Annotated in this window: 25 protein-coding genes; 11 read left to right on the forward strand and 14 right to left on the reverse strand. The window is 69.0% G+C overall.

What is annotated here, in order from left to right:
- Positions 1-81 precede the first annotated feature (81 nt).
- Complete coding sequence (gene cobT / locus ASF52_RS02080; RefSeq protein WP_056166692.1) at positions 82-1,119, forward strand: nicotinate-nucleotide--dimethylbenzimidazole phosphoribosyltransferase; 1,038 nt, start codon at positions 82-84, stop codon at positions 1,117-1,119.
- Here the strand turns inward: cobT and uraD are convergent.
- The 5 genes from uraD to ASF52_RS02105 all read right to left on the reverse strand — a co-directional run bounded on the left by uraD (position 1,116) and on the right by ASF52_RS02105 (position 5,716).
- Positions 1,116-1,622 (reverse strand): 2-oxo-4-hydroxy-4-carboxy-5-ureidoimidazoline decarboxylase, encoded by a 507-nt coding sequence (gene uraD / locus ASF52_RS02085; RefSeq protein ID WP_056166695.1) that lies wholly within the window; start codon positions 1,620-1,622, stop codon positions 1,116-1,118. The genes cobT and uraD overlap by 4 nt on opposite strands.
- Before the next feature lie 6 nt (positions 1,623-1,628).
- Positions 1,629-1,982 carry a hydroxyisourate hydrolase gene (gene uraH, locus ASF52_RS02090; protein ID WP_056166698.1) on the reverse strand — a complete coding sequence of 118 codons (354 nt, stop codon included), beginning with the start codon at positions 1,980-1,982 and terminating at the stop codon, positions 1,629-1,631.
- Between the two features lie 39 nt (positions 1,983-2,021).
- Positions 2,022-2,582 (reverse strand): hydroxyisourate hydrolase, encoded by a 561-nt coding sequence (gene uraH / locus ASF52_RS02095; RefSeq protein ID WP_082502423.1) that lies wholly within the window; start codon positions 2,580-2,582, stop codon positions 2,022-2,024.
- Positions 2,583-2,607: 25 nt separating this feature from the next.
- Positions 2,608-3,984: an MFS transporter gene (locus ASF52_RS02100; protein WP_056166702.1), complete on the reverse strand. Its 1,377-nt coding sequence runs from the start codon at positions 3,982-3,984 to the stop codon at positions 2,608-2,610.
- Between the two features lie 130 nt (positions 3,985-4,114).
- The gene (locus ASF52_RS02105; RefSeq protein WP_056166705.1) at positions 4,115-5,716 is read right to left on the reverse strand and encodes a sensor histidine kinase; all 1,602 of its coding nucleotides are present in this window, start codon (positions 5,714-5,716) and stop codon (positions 4,115-4,117) included.
- A 253-nt stretch (positions 5,717-5,969) separates the two neighbouring features.
- On the opposite strand from ASF52_RS02105, the gene ASF52_RS02110 reads away from it, so the two are divergent.
- From ASF52_RS02110 to ASF52_RS02120, 3 genes are all read left to right on the forward strand, one after another.
- Positions 5,970-6,425, forward strand: coding sequence for a (2Fe-2S)-binding protein (locus tag ASF52_RS02110; protein WP_056166708.1), 456 nt, complete (start codon positions 5,970-5,972; stop codon positions 6,423-6,425).
- Positions 6,426-6,473: 48 nt separating this feature from the next.
- Positions 6,474-8,678: a xanthine dehydrogenase family protein molybdopterin-binding subunit gene (locus tag ASF52_RS02115; RefSeq protein ID WP_056166712.1), complete on the forward strand. Its 2,205-nt coding sequence runs from the start codon at positions 6,474-6,476 to the stop codon at positions 8,676-8,678.
- Positions 8,679-8,783: 105 nt separating this feature from the next.
- Positions 8,784-9,107 carry a hypothetical protein gene (locus ASF52_RS02120; RefSeq protein ID WP_056166715.1) on the forward strand — a complete coding sequence of 108 codons (324 nt, stop codon included), beginning with the start codon at positions 8,784-8,786 and terminating at the stop codon, positions 9,105-9,107.
- Between the two features lie 54 nt (positions 9,108-9,161).
- Here the strand turns inward: ASF52_RS02120 and ASF52_RS02125 are convergent, their stop codons facing one another.
- Positions 9,162-9,437: a hypothetical protein gene (locus tag ASF52_RS02125; RefSeq protein WP_056166716.1), complete on the reverse strand. Its 276-nt coding sequence runs from the start codon at positions 9,435-9,437 to the stop codon at positions 9,162-9,164.
- Positions 9,438-9,569: 132 nt separating this feature from the next.
- Positions 9,570-10,742, reverse strand: a complete 1,173-nt coding sequence (locus ASF52_RS02130) for a zinc-dependent alcohol dehydrogenase (protein ID WP_056166719.1) — start codon at positions 10,740-10,742, stop codon at positions 9,570-9,572.
- A gap of 482 nt (positions 10,743-11,224) precedes the next feature.
- Between ASF52_RS02130 and ASF52_RS02135 the strand changes: the two genes are divergently transcribed.
- Together ASF52_RS02135 and pyrF are read left to right on the forward strand one after the other, a co-directional pair.
- Entirely contained in the window at positions 11,225-11,854 is a 630-nt protein-coding gene (locus ASF52_RS02135) for a uracil-DNA glycosylase family protein (protein WP_056166723.1), read from the forward strand.
- Positions 11,855-11,911: 57 nt separating this feature from the next.
- The gene (pyrF, locus tag ASF52_RS02140; protein ID WP_056166725.1) at positions 11,912-12,607 is read left to right on the forward strand and encodes an orotidine-5'-phosphate decarboxylase; all 696 of its coding nucleotides are present in this window, start codon (positions 11,912-11,914) and stop codon (positions 12,605-12,607) included.
- 7 nt (positions 12,608-12,614) lie between these two features.
- Here the strand turns inward: pyrF and ASF52_RS02145 are convergent, their stop codons facing one another.
- Complete coding sequence (locus ASF52_RS02145) at positions 12,615-13,256, reverse strand: TetR/AcrR family transcriptional regulator (protein WP_082483599.1); 642 nt, start codon at positions 13,254-13,256, stop codon at positions 12,615-12,617.
- Between the two features lie 78 nt (positions 13,257-13,334).
- Entirely contained in the window at positions 13,335-13,532 is a 198-nt protein-coding gene (locus ASF52_RS02150) for a hypothetical protein (RefSeq protein WP_056166727.1), read from the reverse strand.
- Positions 13,533-13,726: 194 nt separating this feature from the next.
- Here ASF52_RS02150 and ASF52_RS02155 point away from each other — a divergent pair, with 194 nt between their 5' ends.
- On the forward strand, positions 13,727-13,987 hold the full coding sequence (locus ASF52_RS02155) for a BrnA antitoxin family protein (protein ID WP_244473661.1): 261 nt from the start codon (positions 13,727-13,729) through the stop codon (positions 13,985-13,987).
- A gap of 33 nt (positions 13,988-14,020) precedes the next feature.
- On the opposite strand, the gene ASF52_RS02160 is transcribed toward ASF52_RS02155, so the two are convergent.
- The 3 genes from ASF52_RS02160 to ASF52_RS02170 form a co-directional block, all read right to left on the reverse strand.
- Positions 14,021-15,817: an NADPH-dependent assimilatory sulfite reductase hemoprotein subunit gene (locus ASF52_RS02160; protein ID WP_056166734.1), complete on the reverse strand. Its 1,797-nt coding sequence runs from the start codon at positions 15,815-15,817 to the stop codon at positions 14,021-14,023.
- 213 nt (positions 15,818-16,030) lie between these two features.
- Positions 16,031-17,803, reverse strand: a complete 1,773-nt coding sequence (locus tag ASF52_RS02165; RefSeq protein WP_056166737.1) for a diflavin oxidoreductase — start codon at positions 17,801-17,803, stop codon at positions 16,031-16,033.
- Positions 17,804-17,926: 123 nt separating this feature from the next.
- Complete coding sequence (locus ASF52_RS02170) at positions 17,927-18,433, reverse strand: Lrp/AsnC family transcriptional regulator (RefSeq protein ID WP_056166999.1); 507 nt, start codon at positions 18,431-18,433, stop codon at positions 17,927-17,929.
- Between the two features lie 228 nt (positions 18,434-18,661).
- Between ASF52_RS02170 and ASF52_RS02175 the strand changes: the two genes are divergently transcribed.
- The 4 genes from ASF52_RS02175 to ASF52_RS02190 all read left to right on the forward strand — a co-directional run bounded on the left by ASF52_RS02175 (position 18,662) and on the right by ASF52_RS02190 (position 22,622).
- Entirely contained in the window at positions 18,662-19,459 is a 798-nt protein-coding gene (locus ASF52_RS02175) for a phosphoadenylyl-sulfate reductase (RefSeq protein WP_056166739.1), read from the forward strand.
- Positions 19,456-20,385: a sulfate adenylyltransferase subunit CysD gene (gene cysD, locus ASF52_RS02180; protein ID WP_056166742.1), complete on the forward strand. Its 930-nt coding sequence runs from the start codon at positions 19,456-19,458 to the stop codon at positions 20,383-20,385. The genes ASF52_RS02175 and cysD overlap by 4 nt, the downstream gene beginning before the upstream one ends.
- A gap of 1 nt (position 20,386) precedes the next feature.
- Positions 20,387-21,793 carry a sulfate adenylyltransferase subunit CysN gene (cysN, locus tag ASF52_RS02185; protein ID WP_056166746.1) on the forward strand — a complete coding sequence of 469 codons (1,407 nt, stop codon included), beginning with the start codon at positions 20,387-20,389 and terminating at the stop codon, positions 21,791-21,793.
- 139 nt (positions 21,794-21,932) lie between these two features.
- Positions 21,933-22,622 carry a class I SAM-dependent methyltransferase gene (locus ASF52_RS02190; protein WP_056166748.1) on the forward strand — a complete coding sequence of 230 codons (690 nt, stop codon included), beginning with the start codon at positions 21,933-21,935 and terminating at the stop codon, positions 22,620-22,622.
- Between the two features lie 34 nt (positions 22,623-22,656).
- Here the strand turns inward: ASF52_RS02190 and ASF52_RS02195 are convergent, their stop codons facing one another.
- Together ASF52_RS02195 and ASF52_RS22365 are read right to left on the reverse strand one after the other, a co-directional pair.
- Complete coding sequence (locus ASF52_RS02195) at positions 22,657-22,962, reverse strand: helix-turn-helix domain-containing protein (RefSeq protein WP_056166752.1); 306 nt, start codon at positions 22,960-22,962, stop codon at positions 22,657-22,659.
- Positions 22,962-23,108 (reverse strand): hypothetical protein, encoded by a 147-nt coding sequence (locus ASF52_RS22365; RefSeq protein ID WP_156629935.1) that lies wholly within the window; start codon positions 23,106-23,108, stop codon positions 22,962-22,964. The genes ASF52_RS02195 and ASF52_RS22365 overlap by 1 nt, the downstream gene beginning before the upstream one ends.
- Positions 23,109-23,141 lie beyond the last annotated feature (33 nt).

A 23,141-nucleotide genomic window follows, 5' to 3' on the forward strand; every position in this document is an offset into this window, starting at 1 on the left:
ACCGCCACCCGCCCCGCCGTTATAGCTCCGGGCACAGGCGGCCCGCCATCCCGGCGCAGCGTCCGCCACCGGATCCGCGCCATGACCCAAGGGCCATCCCCCGAGCAGACCCCGTTCGGCGACATCCGCCGGCTCCTCGACGCCCTGCCGGGCCCGGACCGGGACGCCGTCGCCATGGTGGCCGAGCGCGACGCCACCCTGACGAAGCCCGCCGGGTCCCTGGGGCGCCTGGAGCATCTCGTGAGCTGGCTCGCCGCCTGGCAGGGCAAGGGCCAGCCGAGCCTCGACCGGCCCCTGGTCTGCGTCTTCGCCGGAAGCCACGGCGTCGCGGCGCGGGGCGTCTCGGCCTATCCCACCGCGGTGAACCGCCAGATGCTCGAGAACTTCGCCGCGGGCGGCGGCGCCATCAACCAGATTTGTGCCGCCTACGGCCTCGGCTTCAAGGTGTTCGACCTCGCCATCGACCTGCCGACCGGCGACATCACCACGGAGGCCGCCTTCGACGAGAAGGCCTGCGTCGCCACCATGGCGTTCGGCATGGAGGCGGTGGCCGCCGGGACCGATTGCCTCGCGGTCGGCGAGATGGGCATCGGCAACACCACCGTGGCGGCGGCGATCTACGCCGCCCTCTACGGCGGCGAGCCCGCCCACTGGGTCGGGCGCGGCACGGGGGTGGACGAGGCGGGCCTCGCCCGCAAGGTCGCGGCGGTGGAGGCGGCCCTCACCCACCATGCGGGCCATCTCGACGATCCCCTCGAGGTGCTGGCCCGCCTCGGCGGCCGGGAGATCGCCGCCATCGCGGGGGCGATCCTCGCCGCGCGCCTGCAGCGGGTGCCCGTGGTCCTCGACGGCTACGTCGCCACGGCGGCGGCGGCGATCCTGCACGCCCTCGACCCGTCGCTCCTCGACCATTGCCTCGCCGGTCACGTCTCGGCCGAGGGCGCCCATGCGGACGTGCTGGAACGCCTCGGCCTCGTGCCGCTCCTGGCCCTCGGGATGCGGCTCGGCGAAGGATCGGGCGCGGCCCTGGCCGTCGGCCTCCTCAAGGGCGCGCTCGCCTGCCACCGCGACATGGCGACGTTCTCCCAGGCCGGCGTGTCGGAGCGCTCGGCCGGTTAAGCGAGCAGGCGGTCGAGGCGCATCCGGGTGATCAGGGCGATCTCGTCGAGGGCGCTCGCCGCCTCGTCCACTGGGTCCCGAAGCACGCGCGTTTCGAAGATCCGAAGGATCTCGGCCCGGTCGCGGCCCCGCACGGCGACGATGAACGGGAACCCGAATCGCTCGCGGTAGGCGGCGTTCAGGCGGTCGAAGGCGTCCGCGTCGGCGGGTGGCATGCGGTCGAGGGCGGCGCTGCCCTGCTCGCTCGCCGAATCGGCCGTCATGCTGCGCGCCCGCGCCTCCGGGCCGGCGAGTTCCGGGTGACCGTCGAGGAAGGCGCTGCGCGCCGCCGCCGGGGCCGCCCGCACCACGGCCATCATCGCCCCGTGCAGGTCCGCGACGCTCGCGAAGGGCCGGGCCGGGAACGCTCCCTCGGCCACCCAGGCGGCATGCTCGAACACGCCGCCCAACAGGGCTACGAAGGCCTCACGGTCGAGGTGATTCAGGGTGGCGAGGTCGGTCATGCGGCGTCAGCTTCCCCGATAGGTCGCGCAGTTGCCGGGCGTGCACAGCATCGGCACGTGATAGTGCTGCTTCACGTCGAACACCGAAAAGCGCACCACCGGGTTGTCCACGAAGATGTCGGCCTCGGTCACGCCGGGCTTGGCTTTCAGATAGGCGTCGATGTGGAATTCGAGCTGGTACTGGCCCGCCCTGGCTTCGTCGCCGGGCAGGATCGGCTTGTCCGTGCGCCCGTCCGCGTTGGTGACGACGGATTTGACGAGGCGCCACGCATCGCCCTCCCTCACCGAGAAATCGATGCGCACGCCCGGTGCCGGGCGGCCGCGATCGGCGTCGAGGACGTGTGTGGTGATGCCGGCCATGGGGTGTCGTGTCTCCGGGAGGGCGTCGCGTGTGTGGGGTCAGCTGCCGCGGTAGTAGGAATAGCCCCACGGCGTGAACAGCACCGGCAGGTGGTAGCGCTGGCTCGCGTCGCGGATCACGAAGCGCACGGGCACGAGGCCGAGGAAATTCGGGCTCGGGAGGGTGGCGCCGGTCTTGGCGAAATACGCCTCGAAATGCATGAGCAGCTCGTAATGGCCGACCTTCAGGGCATCCTCCGACAGGAGCGGTTCCGGCGTGCGGCCGTTGGCGGCCGTGGTGACGGTCTTGATCGGCCGGTAGGCGTCGCCCTCGCGGATGGAGAGGTCGCAGACCATGCCGGCGCCGGGCGTGCCGTGGAAATTGTCGATGGCGTGCAGGGTCAGGCGTGGCCCGAGCCCGGCCTGGGTCACCGGCGCCGTCGTCAGGGCGCCGGGCTGGGACGGGCTCGCCGGGGGCGGATTCGCCTGCGCCAGGGCACCCGGAACGGCGGCCAGGGCGGCCCCGCCGATCCCAGCGCCGACGAGGCTTCGGCGCGTCAGGGCAAATCCGTCAAATTCATGTCCGGCGACGTCACGTCGATCCGTTCTATGTCGATCCATGGAAGGCTCCTTGGGTGGGTCCGGCTCACGCCACCGCGATGCGCGGCTCCGGGGCGGGCGTCTCCGGGGCGGGCGTCTCCGGGGCAGGCGGCTCGGGCGGGACGAAACTGAAGATGAGGACGAGGGCGAAGCCCTCGACGGCGGCGACGATCCACAGGCCGGTGGAGACCGAGCCGGTGAGTTCGCGCAGGAATCCCATGGCGGCGGGCGCGCCGAAGCCCGCGAGATTGGCCACCGAATTGATCAGCGCGATGCCGGCGGCGGCGGCCGAGCCCGCCAGGAACCGGCCGGGGATCTGCCAGAACACCGGGATCGCGCTCATGGTGCCGACGATGGCCACGGTGAGGGCGACGACGGACAGGGCCGGGCTCACGGGTACGAGGAATCCGAGGAGCGCGATGGCCGCGGCGCCGACGAGGGCCGGGACGCCGCAATGCAGCCGCGCCTCGCCGGAGCGGTCGGAATGAAGGCCGTTGAGGATCATGCCGGCGCCGCCGCACAGGTAGGCGCCCGACAGGATCCAGCCGATGGTGAGCGGATCGGTGAAGCCGGCCTCCCGCACCACGCTCGGGCCGAAGAAGGTCAGCGCCGAGTTGGCGGTGACGATGCTAAAGAAGATCGCGATGCACTGCCAGACGCGGGCGTCCTTCAGGGAGGCCAGGATGCGGTGCTCGCGGGGCCCGAGGGCCGCCGCGTCGCGGGCCAGATCCGCCACCACCAGGGCCCGCTGCGTGTCCGTGAGCCACAGGGCCTTCGCGGGCCGGTCGGTCAGATAGAACAGGGTGACGAAGCCGGCGAGGATCGATGGGATGCCCTCGATGAGGAACACCCACTGCCAGCCGGCCCACCCGTTCACGCCGTCCATGCCGGTCATGATCGCACCGGCGAGCGGCCCGCCGATGACGCCGGCCAGCGCCGAGGCCGACATGAACAGGCCGAACACCCGGGCGCGTCGCTCCGTCGGATACCAGTAGGTCAGGAACAGGATCACGCCCGGATAGAACCCGGCCTCGAACACGCCGAGCAGGAAGCGCAGCGCGTAGAACCCGGCCGGCGTCGTCACGAACATCATCGCCACGCAGCACGCCCCCCACAGGAAGGTGATGCGGGCGATGGTCCGGCGGGCGCCGATGTGTTCCAGGAGCAGGTTGCTCGGCACCTCGCAGAGGAAGTAGCCGAGGAAAAAGATGCCCGCGCCGATGCCGTAGACCGTCTCGCTGAACTTCAGGTCGGCGAGCATCTGCAGCTTGGCGAAACCGATGTTCACCCGGTCGATCCACGACAGGATCCACAGACCCATCAGGAACGGCAGGAGCCGCCAGGTGATCCGGCGGTAGGCCGCGTCGAGGTCGGTAGGGAGGCCGACGTACGGGGGGAGGGCGGTCCGGGCTGTCTGGCTCATGGTCCCCGTCCCCCGCGGCCCGATTCGGCCCAGCCGATCGTCGCGGCGGCATCCTTCGGGACGAAGCAACATACGGACCAGGGACGGCGCCTGGAAAGGGGAGGTCCGCGCTCCGGCTCCCGTCTGGGCCTCAGGCCGCCCGCGCCGCCGAGCGTCCGCGCTTGGCGTCCGCCGTGGCCTTGTCCGAATCCTGGCTCACGAGATCCTGGATCGGCAGGTCCCCGCCCCGCAGGTCCCCGCCCGGCAGGTCCAGCGCCGGGAGGGTATCCATGACCCGGCTCGCCGGGAAGGTGACCACCACCTCGGTGCCCTCGCGCGGCTTCGACTGCAGCAGGAAGTTGCCGCCGTGGAGATCGACGAGACCCTTCACGATGGGCAGGCCGAGGCCCGAGCCCTGCTCCGCCGTCTTGATGGCGAGGGACCCGCGCCCGAACGACGACATCACCGTGCCGAGCTCGTCCTCCGGAATGCCCGGTCCGCTGTCCTTCACGCTCACGTATTGCCCGCCGGACGAGGTCCAGCCGACCTTGATGGTGATCTCGCCGCCCGGCGGGGTGAACTTCACCGCGTTCGACAGGAGGTTGAGGATGATCTGGCGCAGGGCCCGCTCGTCCGCCCACAGGCGCGGCAGGCTGTCGTCGATGAACTCGTGGAAGGTCTGGCCCTTGCTGCGTGCGCGCAGGCCGACCATGTGGCGGCACTCGTCCACGGCGAAGCCGAGCTGGATCGCCTCCTCGTTGAGCTCGTAGCGCCCGGCCTCGATGCGGGAGAGATCGAGGATCTCGTTGATCAGGTTGAGGAGGTGCAGGCCGCTGTCGTGGATGTCGGCGGCGTATTCCTTGTAGGACGGCGCGACGTGGGCGCCGAACACCTCGTTCTTCATCACCTCCGAGAAGCCCAGGATGGCGTTGAGCGGCGTGCGCAGCTCGTGGCTCATGGTGGCGAGGAACCGGCTTTTCGCGAGGTTGGCTTCCTCGGCCCGGCGCCGCGCCTCGTCGGAATTAGCCTTGGCCTGCTCGAGTTCGCCGAAGATCGCGTCCTTCTCGGCCTGGGATTTCAGCGCCCCCACCGTCGAGGCGTAGAGTCGCCGGGCCAGCCCCATGAAGAACACCTGCGCACCCACCACCATGGTGACCAGCATCGCCGTGTCCATGTCGTGCGAGAACACGAGGAGCGACAGGGCGGCGATGTTGAGGGGAATGAGGGCGGCCACCGCGGCCGCCGGCAGGGTCGCGGCGAGCATCGTCGACACCGCCGCGACGATGAGGAGGCCGAACAGAACGAAGGTGCGGGCCCCCGGCGTGGTGCCGACGAGGATCATCAGGGCCCAGGACGTGCTCTGTACGACCTCGCACACCATGAAGTAGCGCCGCCACACCGCGACGGAGACCGCCTCCGGGTCCTGCGCCAGGAAGCGCCGGGTGGCGAACATCGACAGGGCGACGGCCGCCAGGAGACAGGCCGCCCACACGGCCGCCACGGGGGGCGGCACCCAGAGGGCGGAGCCCCCCGCGATGGCGAGGCCCAGCAATGCCAGGGGAATGACCGCGCCGGCCCGGTACTGGGCATAGACGCGCACCAGCTCGTAATCGAAGGCGCGTTCCAGCCCGCTCGTCGAGGTCAGCTTCTCGCGGGCCGAGCGCATTTCGCGCGCGACCTCGCGGCGGCGCACCGCCTCCGGGGCGGCCGGGCCGCGCCCACGCTGAATCATCTCCGCTGTCAGGTCGGGCATTACCGTCTTGAGGATCGCGCGAAGGGGCGCTCGCACCCCATGGGGGACCGCGAGCATGTCGGAACACGACCCCTGCGAGACTGACCCGGATATGTTAAGAACGGCCTGCCGCGATCCGCGGCATTGTCTCGATTCCGGACGCTTCGGCGGCGTGACCGGTCGTCGGCGTGGACAAGTCCTGTGTGGTGGCGCACACGAATCGCGCCGTCAGCGGTCTAGCATCGTTCCAAATTACGAATTCGGAGCACGACCCATGGTGAAGCTGACCGTCAACGGCGTCGCCCATAGCGTCGAGGCCGATCCCGAGACTCCGCTCCTCTGGGTGCTGCGCGACCACCTCGACAAGACCGGGACCAAGTATGGCTGCGGCATCGCGCAGTGCGGCGCCTGCACGGTCCACCTCGACGGCCAGCCCGTCCGCGCCTGCCAGACCCGGATCGGCGACATCGGCGAGGGCAAGGTCACCACCATCGAGGGCGTGTCCGGCAAGGTCGCCGAGGCCGTCCGCACCGCCTGGCGCGGCCTCGACGTGGTCCAGTGCGGCTACTGCCAGTCGGGCCAGATGATGTCGGCCATCGGCCTCCTCTCGGGCAACGCGAAGCCGACGGATGCCGATATCGACGGGGCCATGGACGGAAACGTCTGCCGTTGCGGCACCTACCAGCGCATTCGCGCGGCGATCCACGAGGCGGCGCGCAGCCTCGCCTGATCGTCCCCCTGCCCGAATCCTGAAGACCCGTCCGAATTGGAGTCCGCCATGCTGAAGGTCCGTCAGGCCCTGGAGACCGTCCCCTCCCGCCGCGCCTTCCTGGGCGGGGCCACCGTCGCGACGGGGGCGATCCTGCTCGGCTTCACCCTCGGCGGCCCGCGCCAGGCCCGCGCCGCGGGCGGTCCCGACCTCACAGGCGGTCCGGCGAAACCGAACGCCTTCGTGCGGATCGCCGCCGACGACACCGTCACGGTGATGATCAAGCACCTCGACATGGGCCAGGGCAACACCACGGGCCTCGCCACCATCCTGGCCGACGAACTCGACGCGGATTGGGCCACCGTCCGTACGGCCTTCGCCCCGGCGGATGCGGCCCTCTACAGCAACCTGCTCATGGGCCCCGTGCAGGGCACGGGCGGCTCCACGGCCATCGCCAATTCCTGGCTCCAGCTGCGCCGGGCGGGTGCGGCCGCCCGCGCCATGCTGGTGGCCGCCGCCGCCGAACGCTGGAAGGTCCCGGCCGGCGAGATCACGGTCTCGAAGGGGCTGGTGCGCCACGCCGCCTCCAACCGGCAGGCCCGCTTCGGCGAACTCGCCGAGGCGGCCGCGGCGCAGCCCGTGCCGCAGGAGCCGACCCTCAAGCGTCCGGACCAGTGGACGCTCATCGGCACCAAGGTGCCGCGCCTCGATTCGGCCGCCAAGACCGACGGCAGCGCCACCTATTCCATGGATATCCGGCGCCCCGGCCAGGTCACGGCCGTGGTGCTGCACGCGCCGCGCTTCGGCGGCGTGGTGGCGACGGTGAACAGCAAGGCGGCGCAGGCCATGCCGGGCGTCCTCGACGTGGTGACGATCCCCACCGGCGTCGCGGTGATCGCCAAGGACACGTGGTCGGCCATCAAGGGCCGCGAGGTGCTGGACGTGACCTGGGACGATTCGGGCGCCGAGACCCGCTCGTCCGACGCGATCCTGGCCGAGTACCGCGAGCGTCTCAAGAGTCCCGGCATCGTCGCCTCGGAGCGTGGCGACGCCGGCGGCGCCATCGGCAAGGCCGCGAAGGTGCTGGAGGCGGAGTTCACCTTCCCCTACCTCGCCCACGCCTCCATGGAACCCCTCAACGCCACCATCGAGCGGGCCCCGGACGGCACCTACGACGTCTTCGCCGGCTGCCAGATCCAGACCATCGAGCAGGCCGTGGTGGCCGCCACCCTCGGGGTGACCACCGACAAGGTCCGCCTCCACACCCAATGGGCCGGCGGCTCGTTCGGCCGGCGCGCGACGCCGAGCGCCGACTACTTCGCCGAGACGGCCGCCATCGTGAAGGCGACGGGGGGCAAGGCCCCGGTCCATCTCGTCTGGACCCGCGAGGACGACATGGCCGGCGGCTACTACCGGCCGATGGTGGTGCACAAGCTCAGGGCCGGCCTCGACGCCGCCGGGGCGGTGGTCGGCTGGGAACACCGCATGATCGGCAAGTCGATCATGATCGGCTCGCCCTTCGAGGCGATGCTGGTGAAGAACGGCGTCGATTCGACCTCCATCGAGGGCGCGTCCGACACGCCCTACGCGTTGCCGGCCTACCGGTTCGAGGTCAACAACGCCCGCGAGGGCGTACCGGTGCTGTGGTGGCGCTCGGTGGGCCACACCCACACGGCGCACGCCATGGAGGTGTTCATCGACGAGTTGGCTCACGCCGCCGGGGCCGATCCCGTCGCCTACCGCCTCGCGATGCTGAAGGGCGCCCCGCGCCTCTCCGGCGTCCTGGCGCTCGCCGCCGAGAAGGCCGGCTGGTCGAACCGGCCTTCGGGCAAGGGGCACGGATTCGGCGTCGCGGCCCACGAATCCTTCGGCTCCTATGTCGCCATGGTGGCCGACGTCACCGCCGACGAAGCCAAGCTGAAGGTCAACCGCATCGTCGCCGCCGTCGATGTCGGTATCGCCGTCAACCCGGACATCATCCGGGCCCAGGTCGAGGGTGCGGTCGGCTTCGCGCTCTCGTCGGTCCTGCGCAACCGGATCACCCTCAAGGACGGGGTGGTGCAGGAGCGCAACTTCGACACCTATGAGCCGACCCGCATGAGCGAGATGCCGGTGGTCGAGGTTCACATCATGCCGTCCACCACGGCGCCCACGGGCATCGGCGAGCCCGGCGTGCCGGTCATCGCCCCGGCGATCTCCAACGCCGTCTTCGCCGCCACGGGGCGGCGCCTGCGATCCCTGCCGCTGGATCTCGGCGGGCTCAAGGGCGTCTGACCACCGTCGTCGGAAGTCACGGGCGCAAGGCCCGTGACGTCAATCATGGATTGTCAATCTCTCGCTCGTAGACCGGACGGACAACGACCGGTTTCGAGCGATCAGATGCTGTCCTGGGTTCCGTCGATCTTCAAGCGGTTTACTGGCGTTCAGCAGCCGTCCCGGCCGCGCAGCATGGACACTGCGCTCTTGCCGGCGATCCTGCGCATCGGCAACCGCACCTATGCCTGCGACATCGTCGGTCAGGTCAGCGACAAGACCCTGGTGAACCTGCGCCGGGACGTGGTCATCGGTCCGAACGAAGCCATCGACATCAAGCTCGATCGCGACCGCACCTATCGCCGGTTCAACGTGCGGTGGAAACACGGTCTCCAGATCAGCGTCCAGCCGATTACGTCCTGGGCCGCACCGAAGGCGCAGACCTCCTGAGCCGGGACCCCTCGGATTTCGTGAGCTAGACGCGGCCGGCCGAGCCGATGAAGGTCACGCCGGATCGATCGCGAAAGCCATGCCGAGGCCCGGTCCCTGATCCGCATAATCGACGAGGGCGTAGCCGCGCTCGGCCAGTGCCGCCTCCAGGATATCGTGGTGCTTGCGGAACATCTGGCCGATGGCCAGCGGCGTCAGGCGCGGGTTGCCGCGTCGCAGTTCGTCCACGCCGACGTGCAGCGGCGCGCCGCCCCGGTCCGCGATGCGCACCAAGGCGGCGGCCAGATCCGCCGCCTTGGTCTCCGACGCCGATTTCGCCTTGAACGCCATATCGTCTCCCGTCCCGGCGCGCCTGAGGCCCCCCGCGCGGACGTGGTCCGCTCCAGGAATCCTCGCCAGAGATCCGACAACGACCTTGGACCGGGAAGGGATTCCAATCCAGGGTGCTGCCGGTCATGCACGCTAGTTGGGGTGGAACACCACCTTCACGCAGCCATCCTTCTTGTCGCGGAAGGTCTTGTACAGGTCGGGCCCGTCGGCGAGATTCGTGGAGCGGTGCGTGATCATCGACGTCATGTCGATCTTGCCCGCCTGGATCAGCTTGGTCAGCGGTTCGAGGTAGCGCTTCACGTGGGTCTGGCCGCTCTTCATGGTCAGGCCCTTCTGCACGATCATCCCCATGTTGATCGGGATCGGCCCGCCATAGACGCCCGGCACCGAGACGATGCCGCACGGGCGCACGGCCTTGATCGCCTCCATGAGGGCGTAGGGCCGCTCCGTCGAGGTGAGTTTCTCCTGGATGGTGTTGACGATGGAGGCGAGGCCGTGCCCGGCGCTGGCCTCCATGCCGACGCAGTCGATGACGGCGTCGGCCCCCTCGCCCTTGCTGATCTCCTTGATGCGCTCGAACACGTCGTCGTTGGCGTAGTCGATGATGTCAGTGGCCCCGTAGGTCCGGGCGAGGGCGAGGCGCTCCGGCACCGTGTCGATGGCGATGATGCGCTCGGCGCCCATGATCTTGGCCGACTGGATCGCGAACAGGCCCACCGGACCGGCGCCCCAGACGGCGATGATCTCGCCACCCTTGATCTCGCAATGCTCGGCGCCCTGCCAGCCTGTGGGCAGGATGTCGGTGAGGAACAGGAGCGATTCGTCGTCGACGCCCTCCGGCGCCAGCATGGGGGCGACGTCCGCCATGGGCACCCGGACGTATTCGGCCTGGCCGCCGGAATAGCCGCCGGTGAGGTGCGAGTAGCCGAACAGGCCGGCGGTGGGGTAACCGAACTGGGCCGCCGCCATGGCGCCGTTACGGTTCGAGCGCTGGCATACCGAGTAATTGCCGAGGCGGCACTGGCGGCACTCGCCGCAATTGATGTTGAACGGCACGACGATACGGTCGCCCTTTTTGAACTTGGTGAAGCCGGCGCCGACCTCGACGACCTCACCCATGAACTCGTGGCCCAGCACGTCGCCGCTCTCCATGGTCGGCATCTGACCGTCCATGAGGTGGAGGTCCGAGCCGCAGATGGCGCACGAGGTCACCTTGATGATGACGTCGCGTGCGTCCTCGATCCTCGGGTCCGGCACCGTATCGCACCGGATGTCGCCCTTGCCATGCCAACACAGTGCCTTCATCCGGAACGTCCTCTGCGATGTCGCGTGGCAGTCCGAGCGATCCGATCCCAGAGATTCAGATCGAAATCTTGATCCGATCGGTCGGCCACTACCGATGATGCTTCGATACCGGATTCAAGACGCTTGGCCGGGGATATGTTCCGATTTTCAGGTCCGCAGGAACGTCGCAAGATCGTTCGGCCGGTGCTCGCCTTGAATCCGCACGAGCGCCCGCGGTCCACCCTCTCGGGACCCTGAAGGTCGGCTCCGGGATCGCCGCCGCCGCGGCCGGATCACCGACCCTCATCCGCAGCTGCCACCTCGGCATCGGCAGAGTTCGGCATCGGCAGAGTTCGGCATCGGCGGATTTCGGCATCGGCGGATTTCGGCATCGGGGGGAATGAGGGAAATCGGGTCGATGCGTCGTTCGCCATCGGCCCAGGCCGGAAGCCGTCGTCTCGCCCCTGTCCAGGGCCGAGGCGCGCCCCTATCTCCGGACCATCATGCAACCTGTTCCGGATTTCGACGCGACGGCCGCGTCCCTGCGCGCCTGCCGGATCTGCCGCGACGCGCCGGTCTATGGGCCGCCCTTGCCCCAGGAGCCGCGCCCCATCGTCCAGGGCCGTTCCAGCGCGCGCCTCTGCATCGCCAGCCAGGCGCCGGGCAACCGGGCCGACAAGAGCGGCGTCCCGTTCATGGACCCCTCCGGGATTCGCCTGCGCGACTGGCTCAGCCTCGACGAGGCCGCGTTCTACGATGCGTCGCGCCTCGCCATCGTGCCCATGGGTGCGTGCTTTCCGGGCTACGACGCCAAGGGTGGGGACCGCCCGCCCCGGCGCGAATGCGCCGAGCGCTGGCGGGTCGAGCTGTTCGCGGGGCTGCCCAACCTCGACCTGATCCTCGTCATCGGCCAGTACGCGCAGGTGTGGCACCTCGGGCGGTCGAAGGGCGGGCTCACCGAGACCGTCCGGGGCTGGCGCGCCATCCTTGAGGCCCCGCGCCGGCCGCGCGTGCTGCCCCTGCCGCACCCGTCCTGGCGCAACAGCGGCTGGCTGAAGGCCAATCCGTGGTTCGAGGCCGAGCTGCTGCCGGTTCTGCGGGCGGAGGTGACCGCCGCGATGGCGCCGCGTTGACACCGGGCCCCCGACGCGGGATGGCCGCCCGACGCTTCCAGGCCGAAGGACCCGACGATGCCCGCCATGCCCGATCCGCGCGACCGCCTCATCGTCGCCCTCGACGTCGCGACGGTGGCTGAGGCGGAAGCACTGGTGGAGCGCATCGGCGACGCCGCGACCTTCTACAAGATCGGCTACCGCCTCGCCTATGCGGGCGGGCTCGCCCTGGTGCCCCGTCTCGCCGCCGCCGGCCTCAAGGTGTTCCTCGACCTGAAGCTCCACGACATCGGCAACACCGTGGAGGAGGGCGTGCGGGCGCTGTCCGACCTCGGGCCGACCTTCCTCACGGTGCATGCCTATCCGCAGACCATGCGGGCGGCGGTGCGGGGACGCGGCACCGGCGGCCTGCGGATCCTGGCCGTCACCGTGCTGACCTCCTACGACGAGGCCGATGCGCAGGAGGCCGGCTACGCGCTGCCCGTCGCCGACCTCGTGGCGCAGCGCGCACGCCAGGCAGACGAGGCCGGGATCGACGGCATCGTCTGCAGCGCCGTCGAGGCGGTCTCTGTCCGGGGCGTGGTCGGGCCTTCGCGCCTCATCGTCACCCCCGGCATCCGCCCGGCCGGCAGCGGCCTCGGCGACCAGAAGCGGGTGATGACGCCCGGCGAGGCCCGACGCGCCGGTATCGACCATGTGGTGGTCGGGCGCCCGATCACTGGCGCCGCCGATCCCCGCGCCGTCGCGCAGGCCATCGTCGCCGACATGGCGTGATGCGGGATCAGGCGGGCGCGCGCAGGCTTCTCAGCAGAAAGGCGATCATCGCCTCGACGGGGGGAACCCCGGCATCGGGGTAGCGACTGACGAGGGTGGGATGGCAGTAGCGCAGCACCGCCGTATGCAGGCAGGCGGCGGCGGTCGCTGGATCGTCCACCGCGAATTCACCCGCCGTGATCCCGTCGCGCACCAGGGTCTCGATCATCGAGCCGATCCGCTCGATATGGTGGGCGCAGACATCCCAGCTTTCGGCGACGGCGGCCTCGACCATCTCGTGCATGCGCGGGTTGGCGTCGCAGCGCTCGACGCAGGCCCGGTGCAGGACCAGAATCACGCTCGTGAGCCGTGCGCTTGCACTTTGCCCGGGCCCCTGCGCCGCGATGGCCACGCGCTGCTCGGTCTCGTCCATGAGACGCTTGATCACGGCCTCGTGGATCGCCTTCTTCGAATCGAAGAAACGATACACGTTGGCCGGACTCATCCGCAGGGCGCGCGCGATGTCGGCGACGGTGGTCTTCTGGTAGCCGATCTCCCGGAACGCCTTTTCGGCGGTTTCCAGAATGCGGCACCGGGTCATCGGCGCCGCTTCGTGCGGAAGAGCGAGGTCGTCGGGGAGGGCGGTCACGGGTGCCGCTGCGGTGGTCATGGCATCACGCTAGGGGGCGGCCCAGGCAAGGTCAAAGGCTCAAAGAGCCCTCGACGCACGTGACGCGGGGAGTGTGCCTTACGAGCCGAACTGCGATCCGAGCTGCTCCAGATATTCGGCCAGATCGACTCCGCCGACGCGCTTGCCGTAATCGAACCGCATGCCCTGCTGAATGTCGACACTGCTCGACTTGGTCGTCAGGGTAAAAGGCTTGACGCAGATCCAGGCGCCGTCGTGGCGATGTTGGAAGAAATTCAGGATCTCGTGCTTGGCCATGGCCGGGTTCCCCTCTGTCTGGGGAATCAACGGCCATCAACCGCAACGGTTCACTCGGGGCCCGAATTTCGACATGTTTCGAAAAAAGGTGGCCGATGCGGTCGCGTTCCTGACCGTCGTTCACACGGATCGGAGCGGCGTCACCCGAATCATCTCGGCTCGCCCTGCCTCGCAACGGGAAAGGAAACGCTATGATGAAGCGCTACGCGCGTCCGATGACCTCCGTTGAGATCGCGGCCGTACCGGACGCCGAGATCGATTTCAGCGATGTGCCGGAACTCGATGAGGCGTTCTGGACAAACGCCAAGCTCGTCGAGCCGGATCGGACGCAATCCGTCACGCTCCGGGTCAAGACATCGGTCCTCGATGCCTACAAGCAGCAGGGGCGAGGCTACCAGACGCGCATGAACGCCGTTCTGGAAAGTTATGCCCGTGCGACGCTCAAACATGAGTGAGGGAGCGAGACATCCCCGCTCCCTCGCCGCAACTCAGGCCGCGCTCTTCAGCGGGCCGATCTTCTCGTGGAAATCCGGGCCGTTGACCGTCTTCGTCACGTAGCCGTCGCGGATGAGGTAGTCGCCGAAGCGCTCGCCGGGCCGCTTGTTATTCGCGTAGGCCGCGAACAGGGGATCGAGGATCGTCTTGATCTCGGAGGCGGTGACGTCCTCGCCGTAGAGCTTGCCCAGGCGCGAGCCGTCGAAGGCCGCCCCGAGATAGAGGTGGTAGCGCTCGGGACCGCGACCCACGAGACCGATCTCGGCGATGAACGGCCGGGCGCAGCCGTTGGGGCAGCCGGTCATCCGGATGGTGATCTCGTCGTCCTGCAATCCGTGGGACGCGAGGCTGGTCTCGAGCTCGGTCATCAGGTCGGGCAGGTAGCGCTCGCTCTCGGCCAGCGCGAGGCCGCAGGTCGGCAGCGCCACGCAGGCCATGGAGTTGCGGCGGAGCGCACTGGCGCCCTTCATCATGCCGTGCTGATCGACCAGGGCCTCGATCTCGGCACGCTTCTCGGACGGCACGTTGGCGATGATGACGTTCTGGTTGCCGGTGAGGCGGAAGTCGCCCTCGTGAATCTCGGCGATGCGGCGCAGGCCCGTGAGCAGCTGCGGGCCGTTCTCGTAATCCTTGATCCGCCCGGAAGCGACGTAGAGCGTCAGGTGGTGGCGGCCGTCGTCGCCCTCGGTCCAGCCGTAGCGGTCGCCGTTGCCCGTGAAGGTGAAGGGCTTCGGATCGGCCAGCGGCTTGCCGACGCGCTTCTCCACCTCGGCCCGGAAGGCGGCCAGCCCGTAGCGCTCGATGGTGTACTTCAGGCGGGCGTTCTTGCGGACCTTGCGGTTGCCCCAGTCGCGCTGCACCGTCATCACGGCCTCAGCCGCCTTCAGGGCGTCCTCGGGCGCGACGAAGCACATCACATCGGCGGTGCGCGGGAACGTGTCGGTCTCGCCGTGGGTCATGCCCATGCCGCCGCCGACCGTGACGTTCCAGCCCGTGACCTTCCCCTTCTTGTCGAGGATCGCGATGAAGCCGAGGTCGTGGGCGAAGATGTCGACCTCGTTCGAGGGCGGCACCGCGATCACGGTCTTGAACTTCCGTGGCAAGTAGGTCTTGCCGTAGACGGGTTCGATCTCGGCCGCGTCCTCGCCGCCGACCACGCGCTCGCCGTCGAGCCAGATCTCGCGCCAGGCGCTGGTCTTCGGCAGCAGGGAATCCGAGATGTTCTTGGCGAGATCGTACGCGACCTTGTGGGCGCCAGACTGCGCCGGGTTCGTCGCCGACATGACGTTGCGGTTGACGTCGCCGCAGGCCGCGATGGTGTCGAGCAGCGTCGCGTCGATGGCCGCCATCGTGCGCTTGAGGTTCGACTTGATGACCCCGTGATACTGGAAGGTCTGGCGCGTCGTCGCCCGCAAGGCCCCGCCCGCATAGACCGTGGCGATCTCGTCCAGCGCCAGCCACTGCTTCGGTGTGACGACGCCACCGGCGATGCGCAGGCGGATCATGAAGCTGAAGGCCTTCTCGAGCTTCTTCTTGGTCCGTTCCGCGCGGATGTCGCGGTCGTCCTGCATGTACATCCCGTGGAACTTCACGAGCTGACCGTCATCCTCCGAGATGGCGCCGGTGGCGTGCTTCAGGAGCCCGTCGGCCAGGGTCCCGCGCAGGTAGCCGGACGCGATCTTGAGGTGCTCGTTGTGCGCGAGGCCGGCCGACCGGGCGGCTTCCGCCTCGGTGATGGGACGGTCGGTCGGCGGGGTCTCGTAGAGGCGGGGAGGGGTCTGCTCGGCCATGGCGGAATTCCGATACAATCAGTGTCGATCGCGAGGCTCGCATCGCTCGCGGATCGCTCAGTGGAGTCGTGCTCTCGGATGCTGTCCGCCGCGTCATTCCAGGGCGCCGTAGGCGAACCCGGAATCCAAAAAACACAAGTCGCGGTTCAGTCGGCTCCGTCGGCGGTTCTGGGTTCCGGGCTCGCTATCGCGCCCGGAACGACGGTGTGATCCTCAGTAGACGTCCTGCTGGTAGCGGTGGGCGCGCTCCAGGGCCGCGACCGCCGCCTCGGCATCGGCCGGGGTGAGGGCCTTCACTTGCTGATAGGCGCGCACGACGGCGCTGCGCACGTCCTTGGCCATGCGGTTGGCATCGCCGCAGACGTAGAAGCTGGCGCCGCCGTCGAGCCACGCCACCAACTCCTTGGCGTGATGGTCGATGCGGTCCTGGACGTAGATCTTCTCCGGCTGGTCGCGGGAGAAGGCGACGTCGATCTGCGTGAGCGACCCGTCTTCCAGGGCGTCCTGCCATTCGAGTTGATAGAGGAAGTCGTGGGTGAAGTGGCGGTCGCCGAAAAATAGCCACGAGCGTCCGGGAGCTTCCACGGCGCGGCGCTCCTGCACGAAGGCGCGGAACGGCGCCACGCCGGTGCCGGGGCCGACCATGATGATGTCGGTGGCGGGGTCCTGCGGCAGGCGGAAGTGGCGGTTCGGCTTCAGCTTCACCCGCAGCTTGGCGCCGTTCTTCACCCGGTCGGCCACGTGGGTCGAGGCGACGCCGGAGCGGGCCCGGCCATGGGTCTCGTAGCGCACGGCGGCGATGACGAGGTGGACCTCGTCGCCGACTTCCTTGCGCGATGAGGCGATGGAGTAGGCCCGCGGCGGCAGGGGCCGGGTGATGGTGGCGAGGTGTTCGGCCGTCACCTTAGCCGGGAAGCTCTGGATGAGGTCGATGAGGTGGCGGCCCTCGATCCAGGCCTTGGCCTCGCCGCTGTCGATGAGCTTCTGCGCCTCGGCATGGCCCGTGGCCTTGGCGAAGCGCTCCACTGTGGTGGCCGACAGGGTGGTGATGTCGCGCTCGGCGAGCAGCGCCCGGCGCAGGGCGTCGTCGCCGGAGAGCCCCGTCGCGGTCAGGATCTCGTCCACGAGGGCGGGGTCGTTCTCGGGGTAGATCTCGAGGCTGTCGCCCGGCTCGTAGGCCGGCGCGCCGTCCTCGAATTCGAGGGCGATGTGGATCGTCTCCTTGTCGGAGCGCGACGAGTTCAGGTTCACGTGGTCGACGACCTCGACCACCCGGGGCTCGCGGCTCGGCTCGGCCTCCTCCTCGTCCTCGGCGGCGCGGGCGGCGAAGTCGACGGCCACAACGTTGTCGGCGCTCGGCGCCGGGGCCAGGGCCTTGAGGGTGTTCTTGATCCACTCGGCGGCCGGCTTGTCGAAGTCGAGGTCGAGGTCGGCGCGCTCGTACGCGCGCTTGGCCCCGAGCGCCTCGAAGCGGGCATCGAGCGCCTTCCCGATGGCGCAGAACTCCGCGTAGGAGGTGTCGCCGAGCGCCAGCACGGCGAAATCGATGCCGTCGAGGCGCGGCGCGCCGTCCCCCATGAGTTCGCCGTAGGCCCGCATGGCCCGGGCCGGGGGCTCGCCCTCGCCCCAGGTCGCCGCGATGGCCACCACGTGCTTCTCGCCCGCGAGCGACGCCACGTCGAGATCGAAGAAATCCACGATCTTGGGCTTGAACCCGTTCTTGCGGGCGAGTTTGGCGACATCGCTCGCGAGCTTCTCCGAATTGCCGGATTCGCTGGCGAACAGGATGGTCAGGGGCTCGGCCGCCTTCGGGGGGGCGGCGGGCGCGGCGGCGGCGGGCTGGCCGCCCGCGGCGTCGAGGCCCGCGAGGAAGCCGGCGAGCCAGGCCCGCTGGATCGGGGTCGCGGCGCCCAGGACGGCGTCGAGGCTCGCCCGTTCCTTGTCTTCGAACGGGGCCGTGCGGGGGAGGATCGCGTGTCGTGCCATTGGGAAAGCCATGTCGTCCTGAGCGGCCGCGCTGCCAACGGAATGTCCGTTTTACAGAACGACGTCACGGTAGAAGGAGCTGCCTGCGGTTGCGCCGCAAAACAGAAGTTCGTTCTCTTGTGCCTATTCCCCCGCAACCACCGACAGCGTCGGCACGAAGCGTCCGCTGGCCGGTGGAGCCGGCAGGGGCAGGGCGGTGGTGGACTTCACCTTCTCCATGGCGAAGCGCGATGTCACGTTCTTCAACGGCAGCGTCGCGATGAGATGCTTATAGAAGGTGTCGTAGGCGCGCATATCGGCCACGACGACGCGCAGCATGTAGTCCACATCCCCGGCCATGCGGTAGAATTCCAGCACCTCCGGCATGGCCGAGACGGTCTCGGCGAAGCGCTCCAGCCACTCGCGGGAATGGTCTGCGGTCTCGATGGAGACGAACACCGTCAGGCCGAGGCCGAGTTTCACGGGATCGAGCACGGCGACGCGCCGGTCGATGACCCCATCGGCCTCCAGGCGCTGGATGCGCTTCCAGCACGGGGTCTGCGACAGGCCGACCCGCTCGCCGATGGTGGCGATGGAGAGCGTGGCGTCGTGCTGCAACAGCCCGAGGATCTTCAGATCGATCGCATCCAAGGTGGCCTCGTGTCGGTTCCGGGATCGGCGCGGCGTGCGGACGAGCACGGCGCACGACCCTTATGAGAAGGATCTTTCCTTGTCAGGCAACCATGACGGGATCGGGCCGTTGGCCGATCGCACCGCCCACAGGGCCGGGATGTCCGGCACGCAGGCTGTGATGCCTTGACAGCGTTCGTTATAGCGAACATTTCAATCGTCAGACAAGCGGACATTCCGAACACCGTCATGAGCTTTCCCCTGGAACACGCGGCGCGCGCCCTCGCCGACGGCATGGCCGGCCTCGACCTCAAGGGCCGCATCGCCCTCATCGAGGCGACGGTACCGGGCCGCCTCGTCTTCACCACGAGCCTCGGCATCGAGGATCAGGCCCTGACGCACGCGCTGGCGATGAACAAGGGTCGTACCGAGATCGTCACCCTCGACACCGGCCGGCTCTACCCCGAGACCTACGACACCTGGACCGAGACCGAATCGGCCTACGGCATCCGCATCCAGGCCTACGCGCCGGAGCGCGAGGCCGAGGAGCGCTTCGTGCGGGAGGAGGGGATCAACGGCTTTCGCCAGTCGGTGTCCGCGCGGCAGGCCTGCTGCGGCTTCCGCAAGGTCGAGCCCCTGGGGCGGGCGCTCGCGGGCGCCGCCGGGTGGCTGACGGGCCTGCGCGCCGGGCAATCGGCCAATCGGGCCGACACGCCGCTGGCCGAGGCCGACGAGGCCCGCGACCTCATCAAGATCAATCCCCTGGCTGATTGGAGCCGGACGGATGTCGACCGGTTCGTGGCCGACAACTACATCCCCTACAACGTCCTGCACGATCGCGGCTTTCCCTCCATCGGCTGCGCCCCCTGCACCCGCGCCATCAAGGTCGGCGAGGACGAGCGTGCCGGCCGCTGGTGGTGGGAGCAGGCCTCGAAGAAGGAATGCGGTTTGCACATCCACGCCCCAGAGGCCGACGTTCAGCCTGGCCAGGAGCCGGCGGCATTCGAAACCCCGACCCACACGAACGCCCCGGAGATGGCCCGATGAGCGCCGCCCTCGCAGCCACCCGCGCCGAGCGCCTCACCCACCTGCAGCGCCTGGAGGCCGAGAGCATCCACATCATGCGGGAGACCGTCGCCGAGACGGAGAACCCGGTGATGCTCTACTCCATCGGCAAGGATTCCTCGGTGCTGCTGCACCTGGCCCTGAAGGCGTTCGCGCCCGGCCGCCTGCCGTTTCCCCTGATGCACATCGACACGACGTGGAAGTTCAAGGAGATGATCGCGTTTCGCGATCAGCGGGCCAAGGATCTGGGGCTCGACCTCATCGTCCACACGAATCAGGAGGGTCTGGCGCGCGGCGTCGGTCCCATCAGCCACGGGTCGGAAGTCCACACCGACGTGATGAAGACGCAAGGGCTGCGGCAGGCGCTCGACAAGCATAAGTTCGACGCGGCCTTCGGCGGCGCGCGCCGCGACGAGGAGGCGAGCCGGGCCAAGGAGCGCATCTTCTCGCTCCGTACGGCCCAGCACCGCTGGGACCCCAAGCGCCAGCGCGCCGAGCCGTGGCACGTCTACAACCTGCGCAAGAAGCGCGGCGAGTCCCTGCGGGTGTTCCCGATCTCGAATTGGACCGAGCTCGACGTCTGGCTCTACATCGAGCAGGAAAACATCCCGATCGTGCCGCTCTACTTCGCCAAGCCCCGCCCGGTGGTGGAGCGCGACGGCCAGCTCATCCTCGTCGACGACGACCGCCTGCCCCTCGAGCCCGGCGAGACCCCGAAGGACATCTCCGTCCGCTTCCGGACGCTCGGGGATTATCCTCTCACGGGCGCCGTCGAGAGCGACGCCGCGACCCTGCCCGAGATCATCGGCGAAACCCTGGCCGCCCGCACCTCGGAACGCCAGGGCCGGGTCATCGACAAGGACGGGTCCGGCGCCATGGAGCGCAAGAAGCAGGAGGGCTATTTCTAAGATGACCATCCATCAATCGCCCGAGGCCTTCGGCTATGACAGCTTCCTCGCCGCCCATCAGAGCAAGGAGGTGCTGCGCTTCATCACCTGCGGTTCGGTGGACGACGGCAAGTCGACCCTGATCGGCCGGCTCCTGCACGACACCAAGCAGATCTTCGACGATCAGGTCACCGCCCTGCAGCGCGATTCGCGCAAGCACGGGACGCAAGGGGCCGAGATCGACCTCGCGCTCCTCGTCGACGGTCTCCAGGCCGAGCGCGAGCAGGGCATCACCATCGACGTCGCCTACCGGTTCTTCTCCACCGACAAGCGCTCGTTCATCGTCGCCGACACCCCCGGCCACGAGCAGTACACCCGCAACATGGCCACCGGCGCTTCCACGGCGGACGTGGCCGTGATCCTCGTCGATGCGCGTCAGGGTCTGACCCGGCAGACGCGCCGCCACGCGCTCCTCGTCTCGCTGCTGGGCATCAAGCGGGTCGCCCTCGCCGTCAACAAGATGGACCTCGTCGGCTGGTCGCAGGACAAGTTCGCGGCCATCACTCAGGCGTTCGACGCCTTCGCGGCACCCCTCGGCTTCACGGAAGTCCGGGCGATTCCGCTCTCGGCCAAGAACGGCGACAACGTCGTGCTGCCGGGCGCCGCCGTGCCCTGGTACACGGGCACGCCGCTGCTGCAGTACCTCGAAGAGGTGCCCGTGCGCGTCGAGGAGCAGGCGGCGCCGTTCCGCATGGCGGTGCAGTGGGTCAACCGGCCGAACTCCGAGTTCCGGGGCTTCGCCGGCCTCATCGCCAGCGGCCGCGTCGCCCCCGGCGACAGCGTCGTCATCGCACCCTCGAACCGCACCTCCACCATCGCCCGGATCTACACCGCCGACGGTGACCTGCCGCACGCGGTGGAGGGCCAGTCCGTGACCCTCGTGCTGGCCGACGAGGTCGATGCCTCGCGCGGCGCCGTCATCGCGGCGGCCTCCGCGCCGATCCGCGTCACCGACAGTCTCGACGCCCGCCTGTTCTGGGCCGCCGAGACCGAGCTGAACCAGGGCGCGACCCTGCTCGCCAAGATCGGCACCGTCACGGTCAACGCCGTGGTCAGCACCATCCGCAGCCGCCTCGATCCCGAGACGGGGCAGGCCGAGCCCGTGACCCGGCTCGTCGCCAACGACATCGGTGACGTCACCCTGACCCTCGACCGGCCGGTGCCGGTGGACGCCTACGCGCAGAACCGCGACACCGGCGGCTTCATCCTCATCGACCGCGAGACCACGGACACGGCGGCGTTGGGTCTCGTCCAGGCGGCGTCCTCCGCCCCGAAGCCGGCGGAGACCAACGTCGCCGAATCCGAGCCCTTCGAACCCGTCAAGTCCGGCGGCCTGCTCTCCGGCATCAAGCGCCTGTTCGGCGGCTGATCCTTCGGCCCGACCCGCCCTCGCGCCGCCGTCCCCTTGCGGGGGCGGCGGCGTTGTCGTGCCGGAGGGTGACGGGCGCGGCGGCGATGTGCGACACGGCTGACCCCGTCGTCCATCAAAGGATCGGTTTGTAGGAAAAATGGCGAAATTTCACTTCGTCGAGGATTACGAGCGCTACGTCGCCGACCTGATTCGGCAGCATCCCATCGACACGGCCATGAGTCTGGCGGTCGGCGGCTCGTACGCGAGCGTCGGCGCCATCGAGTGCGAGATCCTGCTGCACGCCGGCCTGGAGCCCGGCATGGCGGTGGTCGATCTCGGCTGTGGCAGCGGACGCCTCGCCGTGGCCCTCGCAGACCGGATCGCGGTCGGCTATCTCGGCCTCGACGTGGTGCCGGCCCTCCTCGACTACGCGCGGTCGCGAACGCCGCGGGCCTACAGGTTCGTCCTCAACCGCGCCCTGTCCCTGCCCGTCGAGGCGGCGTCGGTGGATGTGCTGTGTGCCTTCAGCGTGTTCACCCACCTTCTGCACGCCGAGACCTACCTCTACCTTGAGGATGCCCACCGGGCCCTGCGTCCCGGCGGCCGCGTGGTGCTCTCGTTCCTCGAATTCGCGATCCCCGACCATTGGGCGGTGTTCGACAAGACCGTGCAGGCCCAACGCGCCAGCACGGTGCCCCACCTCAACCAGTTCATCGAGCGCAACCAGATCACCGTCTGGTCCCAGCGCCTCGGCTATGCGCACGTGGCGTTCATCGACGGCAACACCGCGCCCTGGCCTTCGGGCGAGCCGCTCGGGCAGTCCATCGCGATTCTCACCAAGGGGTGAAACTTCGAGCCCCTTGCAGTTCCCGACGTTGTCGTCAGGCCGGCTGAGCGTCTTCTGCGGACGCGCTGTCGAGGCGGATATGCAACGTGGCACCCGTCGCGTCGGCGAAGCGGCGGAGCGAGGTTGTTGTGGGGGCGGATTTCCCACTCTCCCACCGCGCGACCATGGCCTGGGACGTGCCGATACGCTGGGCGACTTCCGCCTGGGAGAGGCGCGCGCGATGACGGGCCTCGGCCATGGCGAATGCCAGGTCCATCACCGGCGATACTGCGTCCCGCGCGGCCCGGTAGTCCGGCTCGGCATTCCACCGTTCGCGGATGGTCTTGAACGGAATCGCCATCACACCACGCCTTTCGCTCGCTCTTCGGCCAGATCCAGCCACCGCTCGGTGTTTTCTGGGTCTTCTTCATGAAAGCGGCCACGATCACGACGCGCTTGCCGGTCCGCGGCGACGCCCTTGTCGAGGATATCGACTGTCCAGCTCATGCCCATGAACTTATACCCATGAACTTATGCCCA

Origin of the sequence: Methylobacterium sp. Leaf112 (genome assembly GCF_001423295.1) — a bacterium.
In the GTDB taxonomy this organism is placed as follows: domain Bacteria; phylum Pseudomonadota; class Alphaproteobacteria; order Rhizobiales; family Beijerinckiaceae; genus Methylobacterium.